Origin of the sequence: Saccharothrix sp. CCNWYY140, assembly GCF_037401995.1 — a bacterium.
Taxonomy (GTDB): Bacteria; Actinomycetota; Actinomycetes; order Mycobacteriales; family Pseudonocardiaceae; genus Actinosynnema.
The window spans coordinates 1-15,884 of the sequence record NZ_JBBEGC010000149.1 but is presented as its reverse complement, the minus strand read 5'-3'; the positions used below and the strand labels follow the sequence as shown (position 1 = coordinate 15,884).

Genomic DNA, 15,884 nt, shown 5'->3' with positions numbered 1-15,884 from the left:
ATACGGGGATGACACAAGCAAGAAGCCCAAGTTGAGTTGTGTCCTCCCCGGCGGACTGCCACTTGCCGGCTCCGCCGCCGCGCTGCGCGCGAAGGACCGCATGGTGATGCCGATGGGCGAGTCGGGTCCGCGTCAGCGGATGGGGGATGTGGATGGAGCGCGGGCGGGCGTGGGCCGGCGTGGCGTGTGGGCGGGCCGGGCGGCGCTGGCTGGGCGCGCTGGCGGGCCGTGTGGCGTGTGGGCGGGCCGGGTGTGGGCGAGTGGGCGTTAGGGGTTGTGGTCCGCTGGGAGGCGGGTGTGTTGTGAGGCGGCGGGCTTTGAAGGGGGAGTGGTCCCTGGGGTGGGGTCTTCGGGGTGCCAGGCCTGTTTGCCCTCGTCGGACTTGATGCGTTCCGCTGCCCGTTCCAGTTCCAGCCGTCGCCAGCGCCGCCTCTGCCGGCGGGTCATCTTCGCGGGCCACAGTTCCTGGATGGCGCTGTTGAAGTACGCCCCGATGACGATCGCCAAGCCGATGAAATACGCGAACAGCAGGAACGCGATCGGCGTCGCCAAAGCCCCGTACGTGTACCCGGTCGTGGTGATCCATCGGATGTACAGGCGCAGGGCGATCGACGACAGCAGGAACACCGCCATCGCCAAGACCGCCCCCGGGATCAGTCGGTGCCACGGCAGCTTGTTGGGTAGTGACACCTTGTACAACGTGGCCAGCGCCAACACCAGCAGTACCGCCACGCCTGGGTAGTAGAAGGCGCTCAGCCAGAACTCGATGGTGTCCCGCCAGCCGCTCGGGAAGATTTCCGGCAGCAGGTCCGGGCCTAGCGCCAGCACCGGCAACCCAACGATGAGCAGCACCAGGCTCACCATGTACAGCAGCAGCGCGAAGATCCGCTGCCACACTTCGTTACGCACCCCGTACTGGTCGTGGGCGGCGGTGATGGCGTCTACGAAGGACGACATCGCCGATGAGCCTGCCCACAGTGAAATCAGGAAGCCCACCGACACGATCTCGCCCTTGCCGATGGTCAGGATCTGGTCGACCGTGGGGGCGATCACGCCGTTGACGACGTCCTGGCTGAAGATCGTTCGGCAGGTCGAGATGATCCGGTCCTTGACCGCGCTGACGACCTCCGGGCCCAGCCAATCGCCGAGGTAGCCCATCGACCCCAGCAGGCCCAGCAGCAGCGGGGGGAAGGACAGGGTTTGCCAGAACGCCGCTTCGGCGGCCTCGGAGAAGATGCTGCCTTCCCAGGCCTTGGACAGTGTGCGCGCCAACAACCGCAGTGGTCCCGGCCGGGGCCTGCTGCGTGCCGTCTGGTCAGTCGGCGAACCCATCGCAGGGTCAAGCATGGTGCATCGCGGGTGATTTCGCGGCATCGGAGCCGTGGTGTCCTGGGGCGGGCAGGTAGGCTGTCGGTGCCCTCGACGGTCATCCAGCCCGAGGGCATTCGCATGTTCACCGTGGCTCAGGAGGGGTTCGAGGTTGTCGCTACCGCAAGTCGCAACGACCCGCCCGCTCCGCGCCTGGCAGCGGCGTGCGCTGACCAAGTACCTGGCGGCCAAGCCCAAGGACTTCCTCGCGGTCGCCACGCCCGGCGCCGGCAAGACCACGTTCGGGCTGCGGGTAGCGGCCGAGTTGCTGGCCGATCGGACCGTCGAGGCGGTCACGATCGTCGCGCCGACCGAGCACCTCAAGCACCAGTGGGCGCAGGCGGCGGCGGCCGTGGGTATCGCGATCGACTCGAACTTCCGCAACACCAACGCCGTGACCTCGCGGGACTACCACGGTGTGGCCGTCACGTACGCGCAGGTCGCCGCGCACCCCACGTTGCACCGGGTGCGCACGGAGAACCGCAAGACCCTCGTCCTGCTGGACGAGGTGCACCACGGCGGCGACGCGAAGTCGTGGGGTGACGCGATCCGGGAGGCGTTCACGCCGGCCACGCGGCGGCTGTGCCTGACCGGTACGCCGTTCCGCTCCGACGACTCGCCGATCCCGTTCATCAGCTACGAGCCCGGCCCGGACGGGGTGCAGCGCAGCAAGTCCGACCACTCCTACGGGTACTCCGACGCGCTCAAGGACGGCGTCGTCCGCCCGGTGATCTTCCTCGCCTACTCCGGCGAGGCCAGCTGGCGGACCAGCGCGGGCGAGGAGTTCTCCGCCCGGCTGGGCGAGCCGCTGACCCAGGAGCAGACCGCGCGGGCCTGGCGGGTCGCGCTGGACCCGACCGGTGAGTGGATGCCGTCGGTGCTGAAGGCGGCCGACGTGCGGCTGACGCAGCTGCGCGAGGGCGGCATTCCCGACGCGGGCGGTCTGGTGATCGCGACCGACCAGACCGTGGCCAAGGCCTACGCGGAGATCCTCAAGCGGACCACCGGCCACGACGCCACCCTGGTGCTGTCCGACGACCCGAAGGCGTCGGGCCGGATCGCGGAGTTCTCCGAGTCCACCGAGCGCTGGATGATCGCGGTCCGGATGGTGTCCGAGGGCGTGGACGTGCCGCGCCTGGCCGTCGGCGTCTACGCCACCAGCGCCTCCACGCCGTTGTTCTTCGCGCAGGCCATCGGCCGTTTCGTGCGGGCGAGGGCGAAGGGCGAGACGGCGAGCGTGTTCCTGCCCAGCGTGCCCGTCCTGCTGGGGTTGGCCAGCGAGCTGGAGCAGCAGCGCGACCACGTGCTGGGCAAGCCGCACCGGGAGAAGGACGGCTGGGACGACGAGCTGCTGTCCCAGGCCAACCAGGTGCAGGACGAGCCCGGCGAGGAGGAGCGGGCCTACACGGCGCTGGGCGCGTCGGCCGAGCTGGACCAGGTCATCTACGACGGGTCCTCGTTCGGGACGGCGGCGTTCGCGGGCAGCGAGGAGGAGCAGGAGTACCTCGGCCTGCCCGGCCTGCTGGAGCCCGACCAGGTGCGGGCGCTGCTGCGGCAGCGCCAGGAGAAGCAGCTGGTGGACGCCAGCCGCAAGGCCGCCTCGGCCCCGGTGTCGGCCCCGGCTCCCGCGGCGCGCCCGGCGAGCGTGCAGGAACGCCTGGCGGCGCTGCGCAAGGAGCTGAACACGCTGGTGGCGATGCACCACCACCGCACCAAGAAGCCCCACGGCAAGATCCACAACCAGCTCCGCGAGTACTGCGGCGGCCCGCCCACCGCGATGGCGTCGATCGAACAGTTGGAAGAGCGGATCGCGACCCTGCGCTCCTGGTAGCCGGCCATCCCTCGAAACACCCCCGAACCGCCTCCCGGACGGCTCGTCCGGTGCTCACGCGCGCCCTCTTGCCGCGGTGAGTTCGGAGGGGGTCGCAACAAACCCCCCGTAACGCGCCAGATGACCGGTCGTAGCTGACTGCTGCGTTCGGAGTAGTCAGATGTCCGTTCGGTTACCTCGTCGTTAGCTCATCGTGCCTACTTTATCGGTCAAGTGTGCTTCCGGTCACGGGGGGTCGCGGCATACGTTGTGCGCCACAACATTTTCCCGCGTAGCTCTGAAAGGGATGCGGATGCGCAGCAAGAGCCTCGCCCTCATCGCCGTCGGCACTGGCCTCGCCGTTGCCATGACGGCGTGCGGCGCCAACACGTCCGGCGGTGGGAGCACCACCACCGGCACCAACACTGACAGCGGCTCGGGCGGCGTGAAGGTCGGCGTCATCCTGCCCGAAACCGCCAGCTCCGCGCGCTGGGAGGGCTTCGACAAGCCGCTCCTGGACAAGGCACTCAAGGCCGAAGGCCTGTCGCCCGACATCCAGAACGCCCAGGGCGACGTCCAGAAGTTCTCCACCCTGGCGGACGGCATGATCAACGCCGGCGTCAAGGTGCTGATCATCGCCACCCCGAACAGCGAGGTCGGCGCGGCCGTCGCGAAGAAGGCCGAGGCCCAGGGCATCGCGGTCATCGACTACGACCGCCTCAACCTCGGTGGCACCTCGAAGTACTACGTCTCCTTCGACAACGTGAAGGTCGGCGAGCTCCAGGGCCAGGGCTTCGTCGAGGGCATGGGCAAGCTCGCGGCGGGCAAGAAGCCGGCCGAGGTCATCGAGATCGAGGGCGCCCCGACCGACAACAACGCGACCCTGTTCTACGAGGGCCAGCAGAAGGTCCTCAAGTCCAAGTACGACGCCGGCGACTTCAAGCTCGTCCGCTCGCAGGCCATCGAGAACTGGGACAACCAGAAGGGCGGCACCACCTTCGAGCAGATCCTGACCGGCAACGGCCAGAAGGTCGACGGCGTCGTCGCCGCCAACGACGGCCTCGCCGGCGCGGTGATCACCGTCCTGAAGAAGTACGGCCTCAACGGCAAGGTCCCGGTCACCGGCCAGGACGCCACCCCGGAGGGCCTCCAGGCCATCCTGCGCGGCGACCAGTACATGACCGTGTTCAAGCCGATCGCCGACGAGGCGCAGGCCACCGCCAAGCTGGCCGCCGCGCTGGCCAAGGGCGACACCGCCGCCGCCGACAAGATCGCCACCGGCAAGACCAAGGACACCAAGGGCAACCGCGACGTCCCGTCGGTCCTGCTGACCCCGCTGCTGATCACCAAGGACAAGGTGAAGACCGTCGTGGACGCGGGCTTCGTCAAGGCCTCGGAGATCTGCGTCGCCGACACCCAGGCCGCCTGCACCGAGCTGGGCATCAAGTAGTCAGCGCTCGCCGCTGCGGGGTGTGGCCACCACACCCCGCACCGGCGCGTCTCGACCGCGAGGCCGCGTCGGCTTGTCGAGGCGCCTTTTTCGCCGATCAGCTCTTCCGATCGGCGAAAAACGCGGCTCGACGAGCCGACTACCAGGCGGCCTCGCCGCGACGCCGGAGGCGGCGCCATCCGACACAGGAGACTTAAGGTGACTGAGCCCATCCTCGACCTGCGCGGCATCAACAAGAGCTTCGGTCCCGTGCACGTCCTGCACGACATCGACTTCACCGTCCAGCCCGGTGAGGTGACCGCCCTGGTCGGCGACAACGGCGCGGGCAAGTCGACGCTGGTCAAGTGCATCGCGGGCATCCACCCGATCGACTCGGGCGAGGTCTACTTCGAGGGCGAGCAGGTCCACATCCACGGCCCCCGCGACGCCGCCCACCTCGGCATCGAGGTCGTCTACCAGGACCTCGCGCTGTGCGACAACCTCGACATCGTCCAGAACATGTTCCTCGGCCGCGAGCGCGGCAAGGTGGGGCTGCTGGACGAGGCCGACATGGAGCAGGCCGCCCGCAAGACCCTGACCTCGCTGAGCGTCCGCACGGTCAAGTCCGTGCGCACCCAGGTCGCCTCGCTGTCCGGCGGCCAGCGGCAGACCGTCGCCATCGCCAAGGCCGTGCTGTGGAACAGCAAGGTCGTGCTGCTGGACGAGCCGACCGCCGCCCTCGGCGTCGCGCAGACCCGGCAGGTGCTCGACCTCGTGCGCAGGCTCGCCGAACAGGGTCTCGGCGTCGTCCTGATCAGCCACAACATGAACGACGTCTTCGAGGTCGCCGACCGCATCGCGTGCCTCTACCTCGGCCGCATGGCCGCCGAGGTGCTCACCAAGGACGTCACCCACGGCCAGGTCGTCGAGCTGATCACCGCGGGTCGTTCCGGCGACCTCGGCATCGCCCGCCCCGAATCCGCCACCATCTGAGGACCCCGGCATGACCAACACCACCAGCGAGACGTCGTCCCAGGACACCCCGCCGCCGGCCCAGGGCGCGATCTCGGACTTCGGCATCGACACCACGTCCCGCTCCACCGGCGAGGCGGTGCGCGACTACGCGGCCCGGCTGCGCGGCGGCGAACTCGGCGCGCTGCCCGCCCTCCTCGGCCTGCTCGTGCTGCTGATCGTGTTCAGCTCGCTCGCCGACACCTTCTTCACCCTGGGCAACATCGCCAACCTGCTCGCGCAGGGCGCCAGCATCACGATCATCGCGATGGGCCTGGTGTTCGTGCTGCTGCTGGGCGAGATCGACCTGTCCGCGGGCACCGCGTCCGGGGTGTGCGCGTCGGTCATGGCGCTGCACCTGAACAAGGGCGGCAACCTGCTCGGCGGCATGGGCGACACCGTCTTCTACGTCTTCTGCGGCCTGCTGGTGCTCGGGGCCGTGCTCGCCGTGCTCATGCGCATCTGGGCGGGCGCAGGCATGTCGCTGATCGCGCTCGTCATCGCCCTGGTCGGCGTGCCGGCCAACCCGTGGGTGGAGATGCTGCTCGCGATCTGCGTCGGCACCGCCATCGGCTGCATCACCGGCTTCCTGGTCGCCCGGGTCGGCATCCCGTCGTTCGTCGTGACCCTGGCGCTGTTCCTGTCCTGGAGCGGTGTCGTGCTCCAGCTCATCGGACAGGGCGGCGTGCTGGGCCTGAACAACGACGTGATGTTCAACGTCGCCAACGGCAACCTGTCCACCGCCGGGTCCTGGGCGCTCTTCGTCGTCGCGGTCGGCGGTTATGCTGCGGTCGTGCTCGGCAGGCATTTCTCCAGGCTGCGCAAGGGTCTGGTCGCTTCCCCCACCCCGCTCGTGCTGGTCAAGGTCGGCGCGGTCGTGGTGCTCGGAGCCCTCGGCACCTACCTGCTGACGCTCAACCGGTCCCAGTCGTCGCTCGTCGTGATCAAGGGCGTGCCGTACGTGGTGCCGATCGTGCTGGTGCTGCTGGTGATCGGCACGTTCGTCCTGGAGCGCACCCGGTACGGCCGGCACGTCTACGCGGTGGGCGGCAACAAGGAAGCCGCGAACCGCGCCGGCATCAACGTGGCCCAGATCCGCATGAGCGTGTTCGTGATCTGCTCCTCGGCCGCCGCGATCGGCGCGATCGTGTACTCCTCCAAGGTCGGCTCGGTCGACCCGAACGCCGGTGGCGGCAACACGCTGCTGCTGTCGGTCGGCGCGGCCGTGATCGGCGGCACCTCGCTGTTCGGCGGCAAGGGCCGGATGCGCGACGCGGTGATCGGCGCGGCCGTGATCGCGACCATCGCCAACGGCATGGGCCTGCTCAACCAGCCCGCCGCCGTCGTCTACATCGTGACCGGCCTGGTGCTCCTGCTGGCCGCCAGCGTCGACGCGCTGTCCCGTCGCCGGGCGGCGGTGGCCACGCGCTGACGTGACCACACCCACCGCCGGTGCCCGACCCGACGAGGTCCGCAGGCACAACCGCACCGCGCTGTTGCGCAAGCTGCACGTGGACGGACCGTCCACCAGGGCGTCGCTCGCGGCCGAGCTCGGTCTCAACCGCAGCACGATCAAGGCCCTGGTGGACGGGCTGGCCGAGTCCGGTGTGGTGGCCGAACGCCTGCCCGCCCAGCGCTCCGGCGCGGGACGGCCGTCACTGCTGGTGCTGCCGCAACCGCACGCCGCGGTCGTGATGGCCATCGACGTCCGCGTCGAGCAGGTGGCGATGGCGCTGGTCGGCCTGGGCGGCGACATCCTCGGCCGCCACTCGTGGAACCTGCACCACCGGGCCGGGGACCCCGGCGAGGTGATCACCCACATCGCCGACACGGCCAAGCTGCTGTCCGACGAGCTGGACGTGGCGCCGGTCGGGGTGGGCGTGTCGGTGCCGGGCGTGGTGCGGCGTGCGGACGGCCTCGTCCACGAGGCCCCGAACCTGCACTGGACGGACGTGGCGCTGGGTTCGCGGCTGTCGGCGGTGTTGAAGGTGCCCGTCCAGATCGGCAACGACGCCGAGCTGGGGGCACTGGCCGAACACGTGCGCGGCGCGGCCCGGGGCTCGTCCGACATGGTCTACATCTCCGCCGACGTGGGTGTCGGCGGAGGCGTGATCTCCTCCGGGATGCCGTTGCGCGGCACCGGCGGGTACGTCGGCGAGCTGGGGCACATGGTCGTGCGCCCCGGCGGTCGGCGGTGTTACTGCGGCTGCCAGGGGTGCTGGGAGACCGAGGTCGGCGAGGCGGCGCTGTGCCGTGCGCTGGCCCTGCCCGAGGACGCGCCGCGCGGGGCCGTGGTGGCCGAACTGCGTTCCCTGGCGGCGTCCCCGGAGGCCGTGGCGCACCGGCTGGGGGAGTTCACCGAGTGGTTGGCGATGGGGCTGATCACGGTGGTCAACATGCTGGGACCGGAACTGGTGGTCCTGGGGGACCTGTTCACCGCGCTGCCCGACCAGGTCGTGGACGAGGTGCGGCGCGTGGTGCAGAAGCGCTCCCTGGTGAGCCGCGCCGTGGGCGGGACCCGCATCGTGTCGTCCCCGTTGGGCCGGGACGCGAAGCTCCTGGGCGCCGCTGAGCTGGCCTTCGAGCCGGTGCTGACCGAGGTCTGACCGGACCACGCGGTCGCGCGTGTCTTCGTCCGAAAATGCAGGGGGGCGGAGATCCGAATGATCGGATCCCCGCCCCGGACGGCTAGGGTGCTCCGGGCCGTGTGGCCCGACGGTTTCAGCCCTGCTGCATCTCGGCAGCGAGTTCGCGCAGCTTCGTGCTGTGCTCGCGGGCGTGGTGCCCGCAGAACAGCAGCTCGCCCCCGGAGGGGAGCACGGCGCGCACCTGGGCAGCAGCCCCGCAGCGGTCGCAGCGGTCGGCAGCGGTCAAAGCGGGGCGGGTGAGCGTGGTAGTCATGGAAATCTCCCTCCGTCCCGGCACCGCGGTTCGGTGCCCTCACAACAGCTGCGACCACTCCGCATCTGGCGGGTGCGTCGTGTTCGCTGCTTCCACTCTTGCAGACGCACGGGCGTAAGTCAGTGTTCCCGAGTCCGTGGCGACCCGCGTCACCCATCATTTACCCGGGCACCCGGACGTTCGAACCACGAACTTCCACCGGTTCGCCACGGGAACCGCTCACGTTCCGCTGTCGTGCCAACGCTTTCGGACCTGCGAATACGGCATCGGACGCACCCTCGTTGCTCCGAATGGTGGGTGCCCACTGCTCTTTGCTGTGACGGGTAACACTTTGGTCAGCCGAGAGCGAACAGGGGTCGGGATTCCACGATCCGGACGCGTTCTGTCCGATTCACCGGGTTGTCACCCGGGCTCGCAATCGCGGTCGAGCACCCCGCGCCCGCCGTCAAAGTGGACCGCCGGCCTCCGGCCTCTGCGGCCAAGGCGTCCAAGTCCTTCAGCGCGCGTGCTCGGGCATGGCGACCTCCCCGGGAGCTCCCGACAAGCAAACGCCGGTGACCCCGCAGGACCACCGGCGTTCAGCCGACCGTGGTGCTCAGTCCAGGTAGTCGCGGAGGACTTGGGAGCGGGACGGGTGGCGGAGCTTCGACATCGTCTTCGACTCGATCTGGCGGATGCGCTCGCGCGTCACGCCGTAGACCTGGCCGATCTCGTCCAGCGTGCGGGGCTGGCCGTCGGTCAGGCCGAAGCGCAGGCGCACGACGCCCGCCTCGCGCTCGGACAGGGTGGCCAGCACGGACTGGAGCTGGTCCTGGAGCAGCGTGAACGACACGGCGTCCACGGCCACCACGGCCTCCGAGTCCTCGATGAAGTCACCGAGCTGGCTGTCGCCCTCGTCGCCGATCGTCTGGTCCAGCGAGATGGGCTCCCGGGCGTACTGCTGGATCTCCAGCACCTTCTCCGGGGTGATGTCCATCTCCTTGGCCAGCTCCTCCGGCGTGGGCTCGCGGCCCAGGTCCTGGAGCAGCTCGCGCTGGATGCGGCCGAGCTTGTTGATGACCTCGACCATGTGCACCGGGATGCGGATGGTGCGGGCCTGGTCGGCCATCGCGCGGGTGATGGCCTGGCGGATCCACCACGTCGCGTACGTCGAGAACTTGTAGCCCTTGGTGTAGTCGAACTTCTCGACCGCGCGGATCAGACCCAGGTTGCCCTCCTGGATCAGGTCGAGGAACGCCATGCCGCGGCCGGTGTAGCGCTTGGCCAGCGACACCACCAGGCGGAGGTTCGCCTCCAGCAGGTGGTTCTTGGCGCGTTCGCCGTCCCGCACGATCCACCGCAGGTCGCGGCGCAGCTGCGGGGTGAGCTTCTCGCTCTCCTCCTCGGCGCGGCGGACCCGCTCGGCGGCGTAGAGGCCGGCCTCGATGCGCTTGGCGAGTTCGACCTCCTCCTCCGCGTTGAGCAGGGCGACCTTGCCGATCTGCTTGAGGTAGGCGCGGACGGAGTCGGCCGACGCGGTGAGCTCCGCGTCCTTGCGGGCCTGCCGCAGGGCCTCGGACTCCTCCTCGTCCCAGACGAAGTCGCCCTCGCCCGGCTTGGCCTCGTCCTCGGCCGGCTCCTCCTCGACGGGCTCGTCGATCAGTTCGACGTCGTCGACCAGGTCCTCGTCGCCCGGCAGGGCTTCGAGGTCTTCGGGCTCGTCGCCCTCGCCCGGCTTCTTCGCCTTCGCGGGCTGGGCGGCGCCGGCCTTGGCGGCCGTCTTGCGCGGCGCCCGCGTGGCCGTCTTGCCCGCCGCGGCGGTCTTCGCCGCCGGCTTCTTGGCCGGGGCCTTCCTCGCCGAGGTGGCCTTGGGCGTCTCCTCGGCGTCAGCCTTAGCTGCCTGAGTCGTCTTCGCGGCTGCCACGTACGCCCTTTCGCGACTGTCGATCAAGGCAAACCGAAGGGCGCGAACCTCGGTCGCCGGAGTACGGGGGAGAGCCCGCCGGATGTTCGTCGGCGGGGCACCGTTCCATTGTAACGACGAGAATCGCGCGCAGATGCGCATCACCCGCATCGGATGCGCATCGACCCGCGTTTTCGCAGCTAGAACGGACGCGATTGGCTCAGTGTCGCAGACCGTGCGTGGCGGCCACGGCCGCGCCGACGATGCCCGCGTCGTTCTTCAGCGCCGCCGCCACGACCGGGGTGCGCACCTCCAGCAGCGGCAGCCACTTGTCCGCCTTCTTGCTGACCCCGCCGCCCGCGATGACCAGGTCCGGCCAGATGAGGTCCTCCAGCACGTTGAGGTAGCGCGACACCCGCGGCGTCCACTCCGCCCAGCTCAGGCCCTTGTCCTCCTTCACCGAGGCGGCTGCGCGCTTCTCCGCGTCGTGCCCGTCGACCTCGAGGTGGCCGAACTCGGTGTTGGGGATCAGCTCGCCGTCGACGAACAGGGCGCTGCCGATGCCGGTGCCGAACGTCAGCAGCACGACCAGCCCGTCCTTGCCCACGCCGGACCCGAAGCGCATCTCGGCGATGCCGGCCGCGTCGGCGTCGTTGAGCACGACGACGGACTCCTTCGGCTTGCCGAGGCGGCGGGCGAACAGCTCGGCCGCGTCGGTGCCGATCCACGCCTTGTCCACGTTGGCGGCGGTGTGCGCGACGCCCTTCTTGACCACGCACGGAAGGGTGATGCCCACGGGGCCGTCCCAGCCGAACTTCTCGACGATCTCGGCGACCACGTCGGCGACCGCGTCGGGCGTCGACGGCTGCGGCGTCACGATGCGCAGGCGCTCACCGTCCAGCGCGCCCGCCTCCAGGTCCACCAGGCCGCCCTTGATGCCCGAACCGCCGATGTCCACGCCGAACCCGCGGGTCATGCCCATCCCCGTGGCCCTTCCTACTCGATTCAGTAACCGTGGCCGCAGACCTTAGCCTGGACTTCCCCGATAGTCCCGTGAGAGTGACGCAGGAGGAACACCTTGCCTTTGGATCCGGGCACATTGGTCGACGTCGCGGTGCTGGTGGGGCGCGAGGCCGCTGACCTCGTGCAGTCGATGAGGGCCTCCGCCGTGTCCGATGTCGACACCAAGTCCACGATCACCGACGTGGTCACGGCGGCCGACCGGGCCTCCGAGCAGCTCGTGCGCCGGCGGCTCGCGGAGCTGCGCCCCGGCGAGCCGGTGATCGGCGAGGAGGAGGGCGGCGACGAGGTCGAGGGTCTGACGTGGGTCGTGGACCCGATCGACGGCACCGTGAACTACCTGTACGGCATCCCCCACTACGCGGTGTCCATCGCGGCGCAGGTGGACGGCGTGTCCGTGGCGGCGGCCGTGATCGAGCCCGCGAGCGGGCGGGTGTGGACCGCGGCGCGGGGTGGCGGGGCGTACCTCGACGGCCGGCGGCTCGCGGTGTCGGAGCAGACCCGGCTGGACCTGACGCTGCTGGGCTACGGGTTCGCCTACCGGGCCGACCGGCGCAAGCGGCAGGCGGAGACGTGGGCGGGGATGGCGTCGGTGGTCCGGGACATGCGGCGGGCGGGCGCGGCGTCGCTGGACCTGTGCGCGGTGGCGGCGGGCCGGCTGGACGCCTACGCCGAGCACACCCTGGGCCGCTGGGACTGGGCCGGCGGGGCGTTGCTGGCGCGCGAGGCGGGCGCGGTGGTGTACCTGCCGGGTGAAGCTCCCGACCTGGGCGCGGACGCCACGTTCGCCGCCGCGCCGGGCATCGCCGACGCCCTGTTCGCGGCGCTGGTGGAGCACGGCTTCAGCAAGGTCTGACGAGTTCGGCGGAAATCGCCCGTGCGGGGGAGGGGCCGCCCCGCACGGGGGAGGCTTCGGGCGGGTGCGCAGGTCGGCGAGCGTGCGGATCGGCGGGCGCGCAGGTCAACGGGGCGGGTGCTCCCAGCCGCGGCCGGCCTCAGCAGTGGACGTCGCGTGCGCCCTTGAGGTGGTCGGGGTTCAGGGACGGCGGCGTGATCTCGGCGACCTGCCCACCCTGGCGGTCCGGGTTCTGCTCGGCCCACGTGGTGAGCGCGTCGAGCACCCGCCGGGCGTCCTGGTTGGGCTTGGCCTCGGTGAACTTCTTGCCGATCGCCACGTCCACGGTCGCGTCCTGGCGCTGGTCCTGCACCAGTTCCAGGCAAGGCGCGATCAGGCTGATCGTCCGCGCCGCGCCCGCGCCCGGGGCGCCGAAGCGGATCTGGCCCCGGCACGTCATGTCCTGCGCGGGGTAGAGCGGGTCGTTGCCCGGCTCCGCCGCCTGCTGGAGGCCCAGTTCGGTCAGCGTCGTCGCCACGAACCGCGCCTGGTTGCGCTGGGTGCTGGCGTTGACCACGCGGAACTGGACGTCGCCGGCGGGCACCGGGTCGGTGCGGTCGAGGGCGTCGTGCGACAGGACCGTGCCCAGCACCGGGGTGGGCTGCGGCTCGGGCGCGGGCTGGGCGCCGCCACCGGGGACCGGCGCGGCCACCGAGGACGAGGGCGCGCTGCCCGGCGCGTTGCACTTGATGGCCGCGTCCACGTCGCCGGCCTCGGACAACACGCGGTTCCACACCACCACGGCGGTGACCGCCAGCACCAGGAACAGCACGATGGCGGGCCACGGCCGCCGCCTCCGGTACCGCGACGACCCGCTGCTCCCCGACCCGGGTCCCACGTCCGCCGACCTCCCCTGGCGTAGTGCTGTTGGTGATCAGGCTATTCCGCCCCGCCGCGATCCGCGTCCCGGGCTCCCGCGTAGCGGGCCGCAATCACCCGGTAGCGGACGGTCAACGACCCCCGGAGGCATCGCAGCACGGCCGGCACGGCTGGGCAAGACCCGTCCTCAGCGTATCGGGCCTGGCAGCCGGGGGCCTCTCACCCGTCTGCTCAATTAGGGGGAACCCGCTGCACGGGCACCCGATCAATGAGCTACCCTCTCGGCGCTCCGCGCGCTCCCGGACAGCCTGATGCGTCGACTTACAGGGGGTTGGCGCCCGGCCGCGCGGGCGAGACCTCCGTCACTGGGGACGGAGGGCACAAACAGGGGCGCTGGTGCGTTTACCAGCGACACGAACAGTCTCCGTAGACCGCAGGGGTGAACAGACAATGGCGACCGACTACGACGCACCGCGTCGCAGCGAGGCGGACGAACTCGCTGAGGACTCCCTCGAGGAGTTGAAGGCGCGGCGCAACGAGACGCAGTCCGGGGTCGTCGACATCGACGAGGACGCGTCCGCCGAGAACTTCGAGCTGCCGGGCGCCGACCTGTCCGGTGAGGAACTGACCTTCAAGGTGCTGCCCAAGCAGGCCGACGAGTTCACCTGCTCGAAGTGCTTCCTGGTGCACCACCGCAGCCGCCTGGCCGAGGAAGTCAACGGCCAGTACATCTGCCGCGACTGCGCCTGAGCAGCGCGGACGGACCAACCGGCTCGCAAGGCCACGACCCGTTCCTGGGCGCTCACCCCCACCGCCGGGGTGGCGCCCAGACGCGTTTCGGCCACCGGACGTGAGTCTTTCTCACGTCCCTCTAGGGACCTTTTAGGACTTCGCCGCGGTCAGCGCGGCCACCAGCTTCTCCGGCGACCGGACGCTGAACAGCCAGTACGGCGTCGGGTCGGCCGGGTCCTCCAGCGCCACCTTGACCGCCGGACCGACCCACCCGCGGTGCGCGACGAACGCCGCCGGGTCCAGGTGCGGACCCATCGCCTTGCGCTTGGTCTTCGCGTCGAACACCTCGACCTCGCCGAGCAGGTCCACCGGCACGTGCGCGTCACCGACCCGCAACTCGCCGCCCGAGACCTCCACCTTGAGCGAGCCCATCCGCCACATCAGCAGCAACGCCAGCGGCACGGTCACCACGTACGGCAGCCACGAGCGCACGCCCGGGAACCCCATGTGGATCTCGGCGGCCAGCAGCACCGCGGCGGCCAGCGGCAGCGGCCAACCCCACCAAGGGACGTACAGGCGCTCCCGGAAGGCGATCGGGGCGGTCACAGCACTCTCGCTCACGCCACCAGGGTAGTCTCGCGCGCCGTGCCCAGCGTCGAGGTCCTGCTGTCCCGGCTCGATCCCTCCGTGCCGCTCCCGTCGTACGCCAGACCCGGCGACGCGGGCGCCGACCTCGTGACGACCACCGACGTGGTGATCGAACCGGGGGAGCGCGCCGTGGTCGGCACCGGCATCGCGATCGCACTGCCCGAGGGGTACGCGGGGTTCGTGCACCCGCGCAGCGGCCTGGCGGCCCGGGTGGGGCTCAGCGTGGTCAACACGCCCGGCACGATCGACGCGGGCTACCGGGGCGAGATCAAGGTCTGCCTGGTCAACCACGACCTGCGGGAGCCGGTGGTGCTCGCGCGCGGCGACCGGATCGCCCAGCTGGTGGTGCAGAAGGTGGAACACGCCGTGTTCCGCGAAGTCGACCAGCTGCCCGACTCGGCGCGGGGCGCGGGCGGCTACGGCTCTACTGGCGGGCACGAGGTGCTCGCCCGGACGGAGGGGTGAGGGCGAGATGTTCGGAAAGCGCCGCAAGCGCGGTAGGCACTCCGCGAACCGGGGGACGGCGCCCGAGGTCGAGGTCGACCTCGACATCCCGGAGGTCGGCCCGTACGACTCCGCGCACGCCCCCGACGACGGCCTGAACCGCCTCGACCTGGGCTCGGTCCTGCTGCCCGTGCCCGAGGGCGCGCAGTTGCAGGTGGAGATGGACCAGGCGGGCGCGGTGCGCGCGGTGCACCTGCTCACCCCGGTCGGCCAGCTCACCCTCAGCGCGTTCGCCGCGCCGAAGACCGACAAGCTGTGGCCGGAGGTGGGCGCGGAACTGATCACCCAGCTCAAGGGCGACGGTTTCCGCATCAACCGCGAGAACGGCCAGTGGGGCGAGGAGATCACCGCCCGCAACAACGAGGTGTTCCTGCGCTTCGTCGGCGTCGACGGCCCGCGCTGGATGCTGCGCGGCGTGGCGGCGGCCCCGTCCGAGCAGCAGGCGGAGCAGGCCGGGTACGCGCTGTACGAGCTGGTCAAGCACACCGTGGTGGTGCGCGGCGAGCAACCGATGCCGGTGCGCACCCCGCTGCCGATCGAGCTGCCGGACGCCATCGCGCGGCACATCGCGGCCCAGCAGCAACAGGGCTAGGCGAAGGCGAGTAATGCGCAACTCGGTCACTGGTCGTGGACGGCGTGGGATGTCGTGGACGGTGAGGATCAGGTGACGCGGCGTCGATCTTGACGTGCGGTCGGGACTCGGTACCGCCGGCCGCAGCTGAGCCTGACCCACCACTCGACCGCCGCGTGCCTTTCCGCGCGGAGCGCGCCGCTTTCGCCGAAGGCGCGCTTTTCCGCCGAAGGCGTTACGCCCGAAGGGCGGGGGCTCTTGCGTTCCGCCAAGCGGCAGCGACCACGGGAAGGG

General features: G+C 70.5%; 15 protein-coding genes. 9 read left to right on the top strand and 6 right to left on the bottom strand.

The window, feature by feature from the left end; translation table 11 throughout:
* Positions 1-267 precede the first annotated feature (267 nt).
* The gene (locus tag WBN91_RS35025) at positions 268-1,347 is read right to left on the bottom strand and encodes a YihY/virulence factor BrkB family protein (protein WP_337728581.1); all 1,080 of its coding nucleotides are present in this window, start codon (positions 1,345-1,347) and stop codon (positions 268-270) included.
* Positions 1,348-1,480: 133 nt separating this feature from the next.
* On the opposite strand from WBN91_RS35025, the gene WBN91_RS35020 reads away from it, so the two are divergent.
* The 5 genes from WBN91_RS35020 to WBN91_RS35000 all read left to right on the top strand — a co-directional run bounded on the left by WBN91_RS35020 (position 1,481) and on the right by WBN91_RS35000 (position 8,224).
* Positions 1,481-3,199, top strand: coding sequence for a DEAD/DEAH box helicase (locus WBN91_RS35020; protein ID WP_337728582.1), 1,719 nt, complete (start codon positions 1,481-1,483; stop codon positions 3,197-3,199).
* Positions 3,200-3,491: 292 nt separating this feature from the next.
* Positions 3,492-4,628: a sugar ABC transporter substrate-binding protein gene (locus tag WBN91_RS35015; RefSeq protein WP_337728583.1), complete on the top strand. Its 1,137-nt coding sequence runs from the start codon at positions 3,492-3,494 to the stop codon at positions 4,626-4,628.
* Between the two features lie 198 nt (positions 4,629-4,826).
* The gene (locus tag WBN91_RS35010) at positions 4,827-5,600 is read left to right on the top strand and encodes an ATP-binding cassette domain-containing protein (protein ID WP_337728584.1); all 774 of its coding nucleotides are present in this window, start codon (positions 4,827-4,829) and stop codon (positions 5,598-5,600) included.
* A 10-nt stretch (positions 5,601-5,610) separates the two neighbouring features.
* On the top strand, positions 5,611-7,050 hold the full coding sequence (locus tag WBN91_RS35005; RefSeq protein ID WP_337728585.1) for a sugar ABC transporter permease: 1,440 nt from the start codon (positions 5,611-5,613) through the stop codon (positions 7,048-7,050).
* Position 7,051: 1 nt separating this feature from the next.
* Entirely contained in the window at positions 7,052-8,224 is a 1,173-nt protein-coding gene (locus WBN91_RS35000; protein WP_337728586.1) for an ROK family protein, read from the top strand.
* A 115-nt stretch (positions 8,225-8,339) separates the two neighbouring features.
* On the opposite strand, the gene WBN91_RS34995 is transcribed toward WBN91_RS35000, so the two are convergent.
* From WBN91_RS34995 to ppgK, 3 genes are all read right to left on the bottom strand, one after another.
* Positions 8,340-8,519 (bottom strand): DUF7455 domain-containing protein, encoded by a 180-nt coding sequence (locus WBN91_RS34995; protein WP_337728587.1) that lies wholly within the window; start codon positions 8,517-8,519, stop codon positions 8,340-8,342.
* A gap of 595 nt (positions 8,520-9,114) precedes the next feature.
* Positions 9,115-10,449 (bottom strand): RNA polymerase sigma factor, encoded by a 1,335-nt coding sequence (locus tag WBN91_RS34990; RefSeq protein WP_443217852.1) that lies wholly within the window; start codon positions 10,447-10,449, stop codon positions 9,115-9,117.
* A 172-nt stretch (positions 10,450-10,621) separates the two neighbouring features.
* Entirely contained in the window at positions 10,622-11,383 is a 762-nt protein-coding gene (ppgK, locus tag WBN91_RS34985) for a polyphosphate--glucose phosphotransferase (protein ID WP_337728589.1), read from the bottom strand.
* A 96-nt stretch (positions 11,384-11,479) separates the two neighbouring features.
* On the opposite strand from ppgK, the gene WBN91_RS34980 reads away from it, so the two are divergent.
* A complete protein-coding gene (locus WBN91_RS34980) occupies positions 11,480-12,277 on the top strand; it encodes an inositol monophosphatase family protein (protein WP_337728590.1) in 798 nt (265 codons plus the stop codon).
* Between the two features lie 139 nt (positions 12,278-12,416).
* Here the strand turns inward: WBN91_RS34980 and cei are convergent, their stop codons facing one another.
* Complete coding sequence (gene cei, locus WBN91_RS34975; protein ID WP_337728591.1) at positions 12,417-13,154, bottom strand: envelope integrity protein Cei; 738 nt, start codon at positions 13,152-13,154, stop codon at positions 12,417-12,419.
* Between the two features lie 431 nt (positions 13,155-13,585).
* Here cei and WBN91_RS34970 point away from each other — a divergent pair, with 431 nt between their 5' ends.
* Positions 13,586-13,885 carry a DUF4193 domain-containing protein gene (locus tag WBN91_RS34970; protein WP_121003693.1) on the top strand — a complete coding sequence of 100 codons (300 nt, stop codon included), beginning with the start codon at positions 13,586-13,588 and terminating at the stop codon, positions 13,883-13,885.
* 132 nt (positions 13,886-14,017) lie between these two features.
* On the opposite strand, the gene WBN91_RS34965 is transcribed toward WBN91_RS34970, so the two are convergent.
* Positions 14,018-14,488: a DUF3093 domain-containing protein gene (locus tag WBN91_RS34965; RefSeq protein WP_337728592.1), complete on the bottom strand. Its 471-nt coding sequence runs from the start codon at positions 14,486-14,488 to the stop codon at positions 14,018-14,020.
* 24 nt (positions 14,489-14,512) lie between these two features.
* Between WBN91_RS34965 and dut the strand changes: the two genes are divergently transcribed.
* Entirely contained in the window at positions 14,513-14,980 is a 468-nt protein-coding gene (gene dut / locus WBN91_RS34960; protein ID WP_337728593.1) for a dUTP diphosphatase, read from the top strand.
* Between the two features lie 7 nt (positions 14,981-14,987).
* Complete coding sequence (locus WBN91_RS34955; RefSeq protein ID WP_337728594.1) at positions 14,988-15,611, top strand: DUF3710 domain-containing protein; 624 nt, start codon at positions 14,988-14,990, stop codon at positions 15,609-15,611.
* The last annotated feature ends 273 nt before the right edge of the window (positions 15,612-15,884 follow it).

Excerpts from the sequence above, each read along its gene's own strand:
- WBN91_RS35025 (WP_337728581.1), bottom strand. The coding sequence starts at position 1,347 with ATGCTTGACCCTGCGATGGGTTCGCCGACTGACCAGACGGCACGCAGC.
- WBN91_RS35015 (WP_337728583.1), top strand. The coding sequence starts at position 3,492 with ATGCGCAGCAAGAGCCTCGCCCTCATCGCCGTCGGCACTGGCCTCGCC.
- WBN91_RS35005 (WP_337728585.1), top strand. The coding sequence starts at position 5,611 with ATGACCAACACCACCAGCGAGACGTCGTCCCAGGACACCCCGCCGCCG.
- WBN91_RS34995 (WP_337728587.1), bottom strand. The coding sequence starts at position 8,519 with ATGACTACCACGCTCACCCGCCCCGCTTTGACCGCTGCCGACCGCTGC.
- ppgK (WP_337728589.1), bottom strand. The coding sequence starts at position 11,383 with ATGGGCATGACCCGCGGGTTCGGCGTGGACATCGGCGGTTCGGGCATC.
- WBN91_RS34970 (WP_121003693.1), top strand. The coding sequence starts at position 13,586 with ATGGCGACCGACTACGACGCACCGCGTCGCAGCGAGGCGGACGAACTC.
- WBN91_RS34955 (WP_337728594.1), top strand. The coding sequence starts at position 14,988 with ATGTTCGGAAAGCGCCGCAAGCGCGGTAGGCACTCCGCGAACCGGGGG.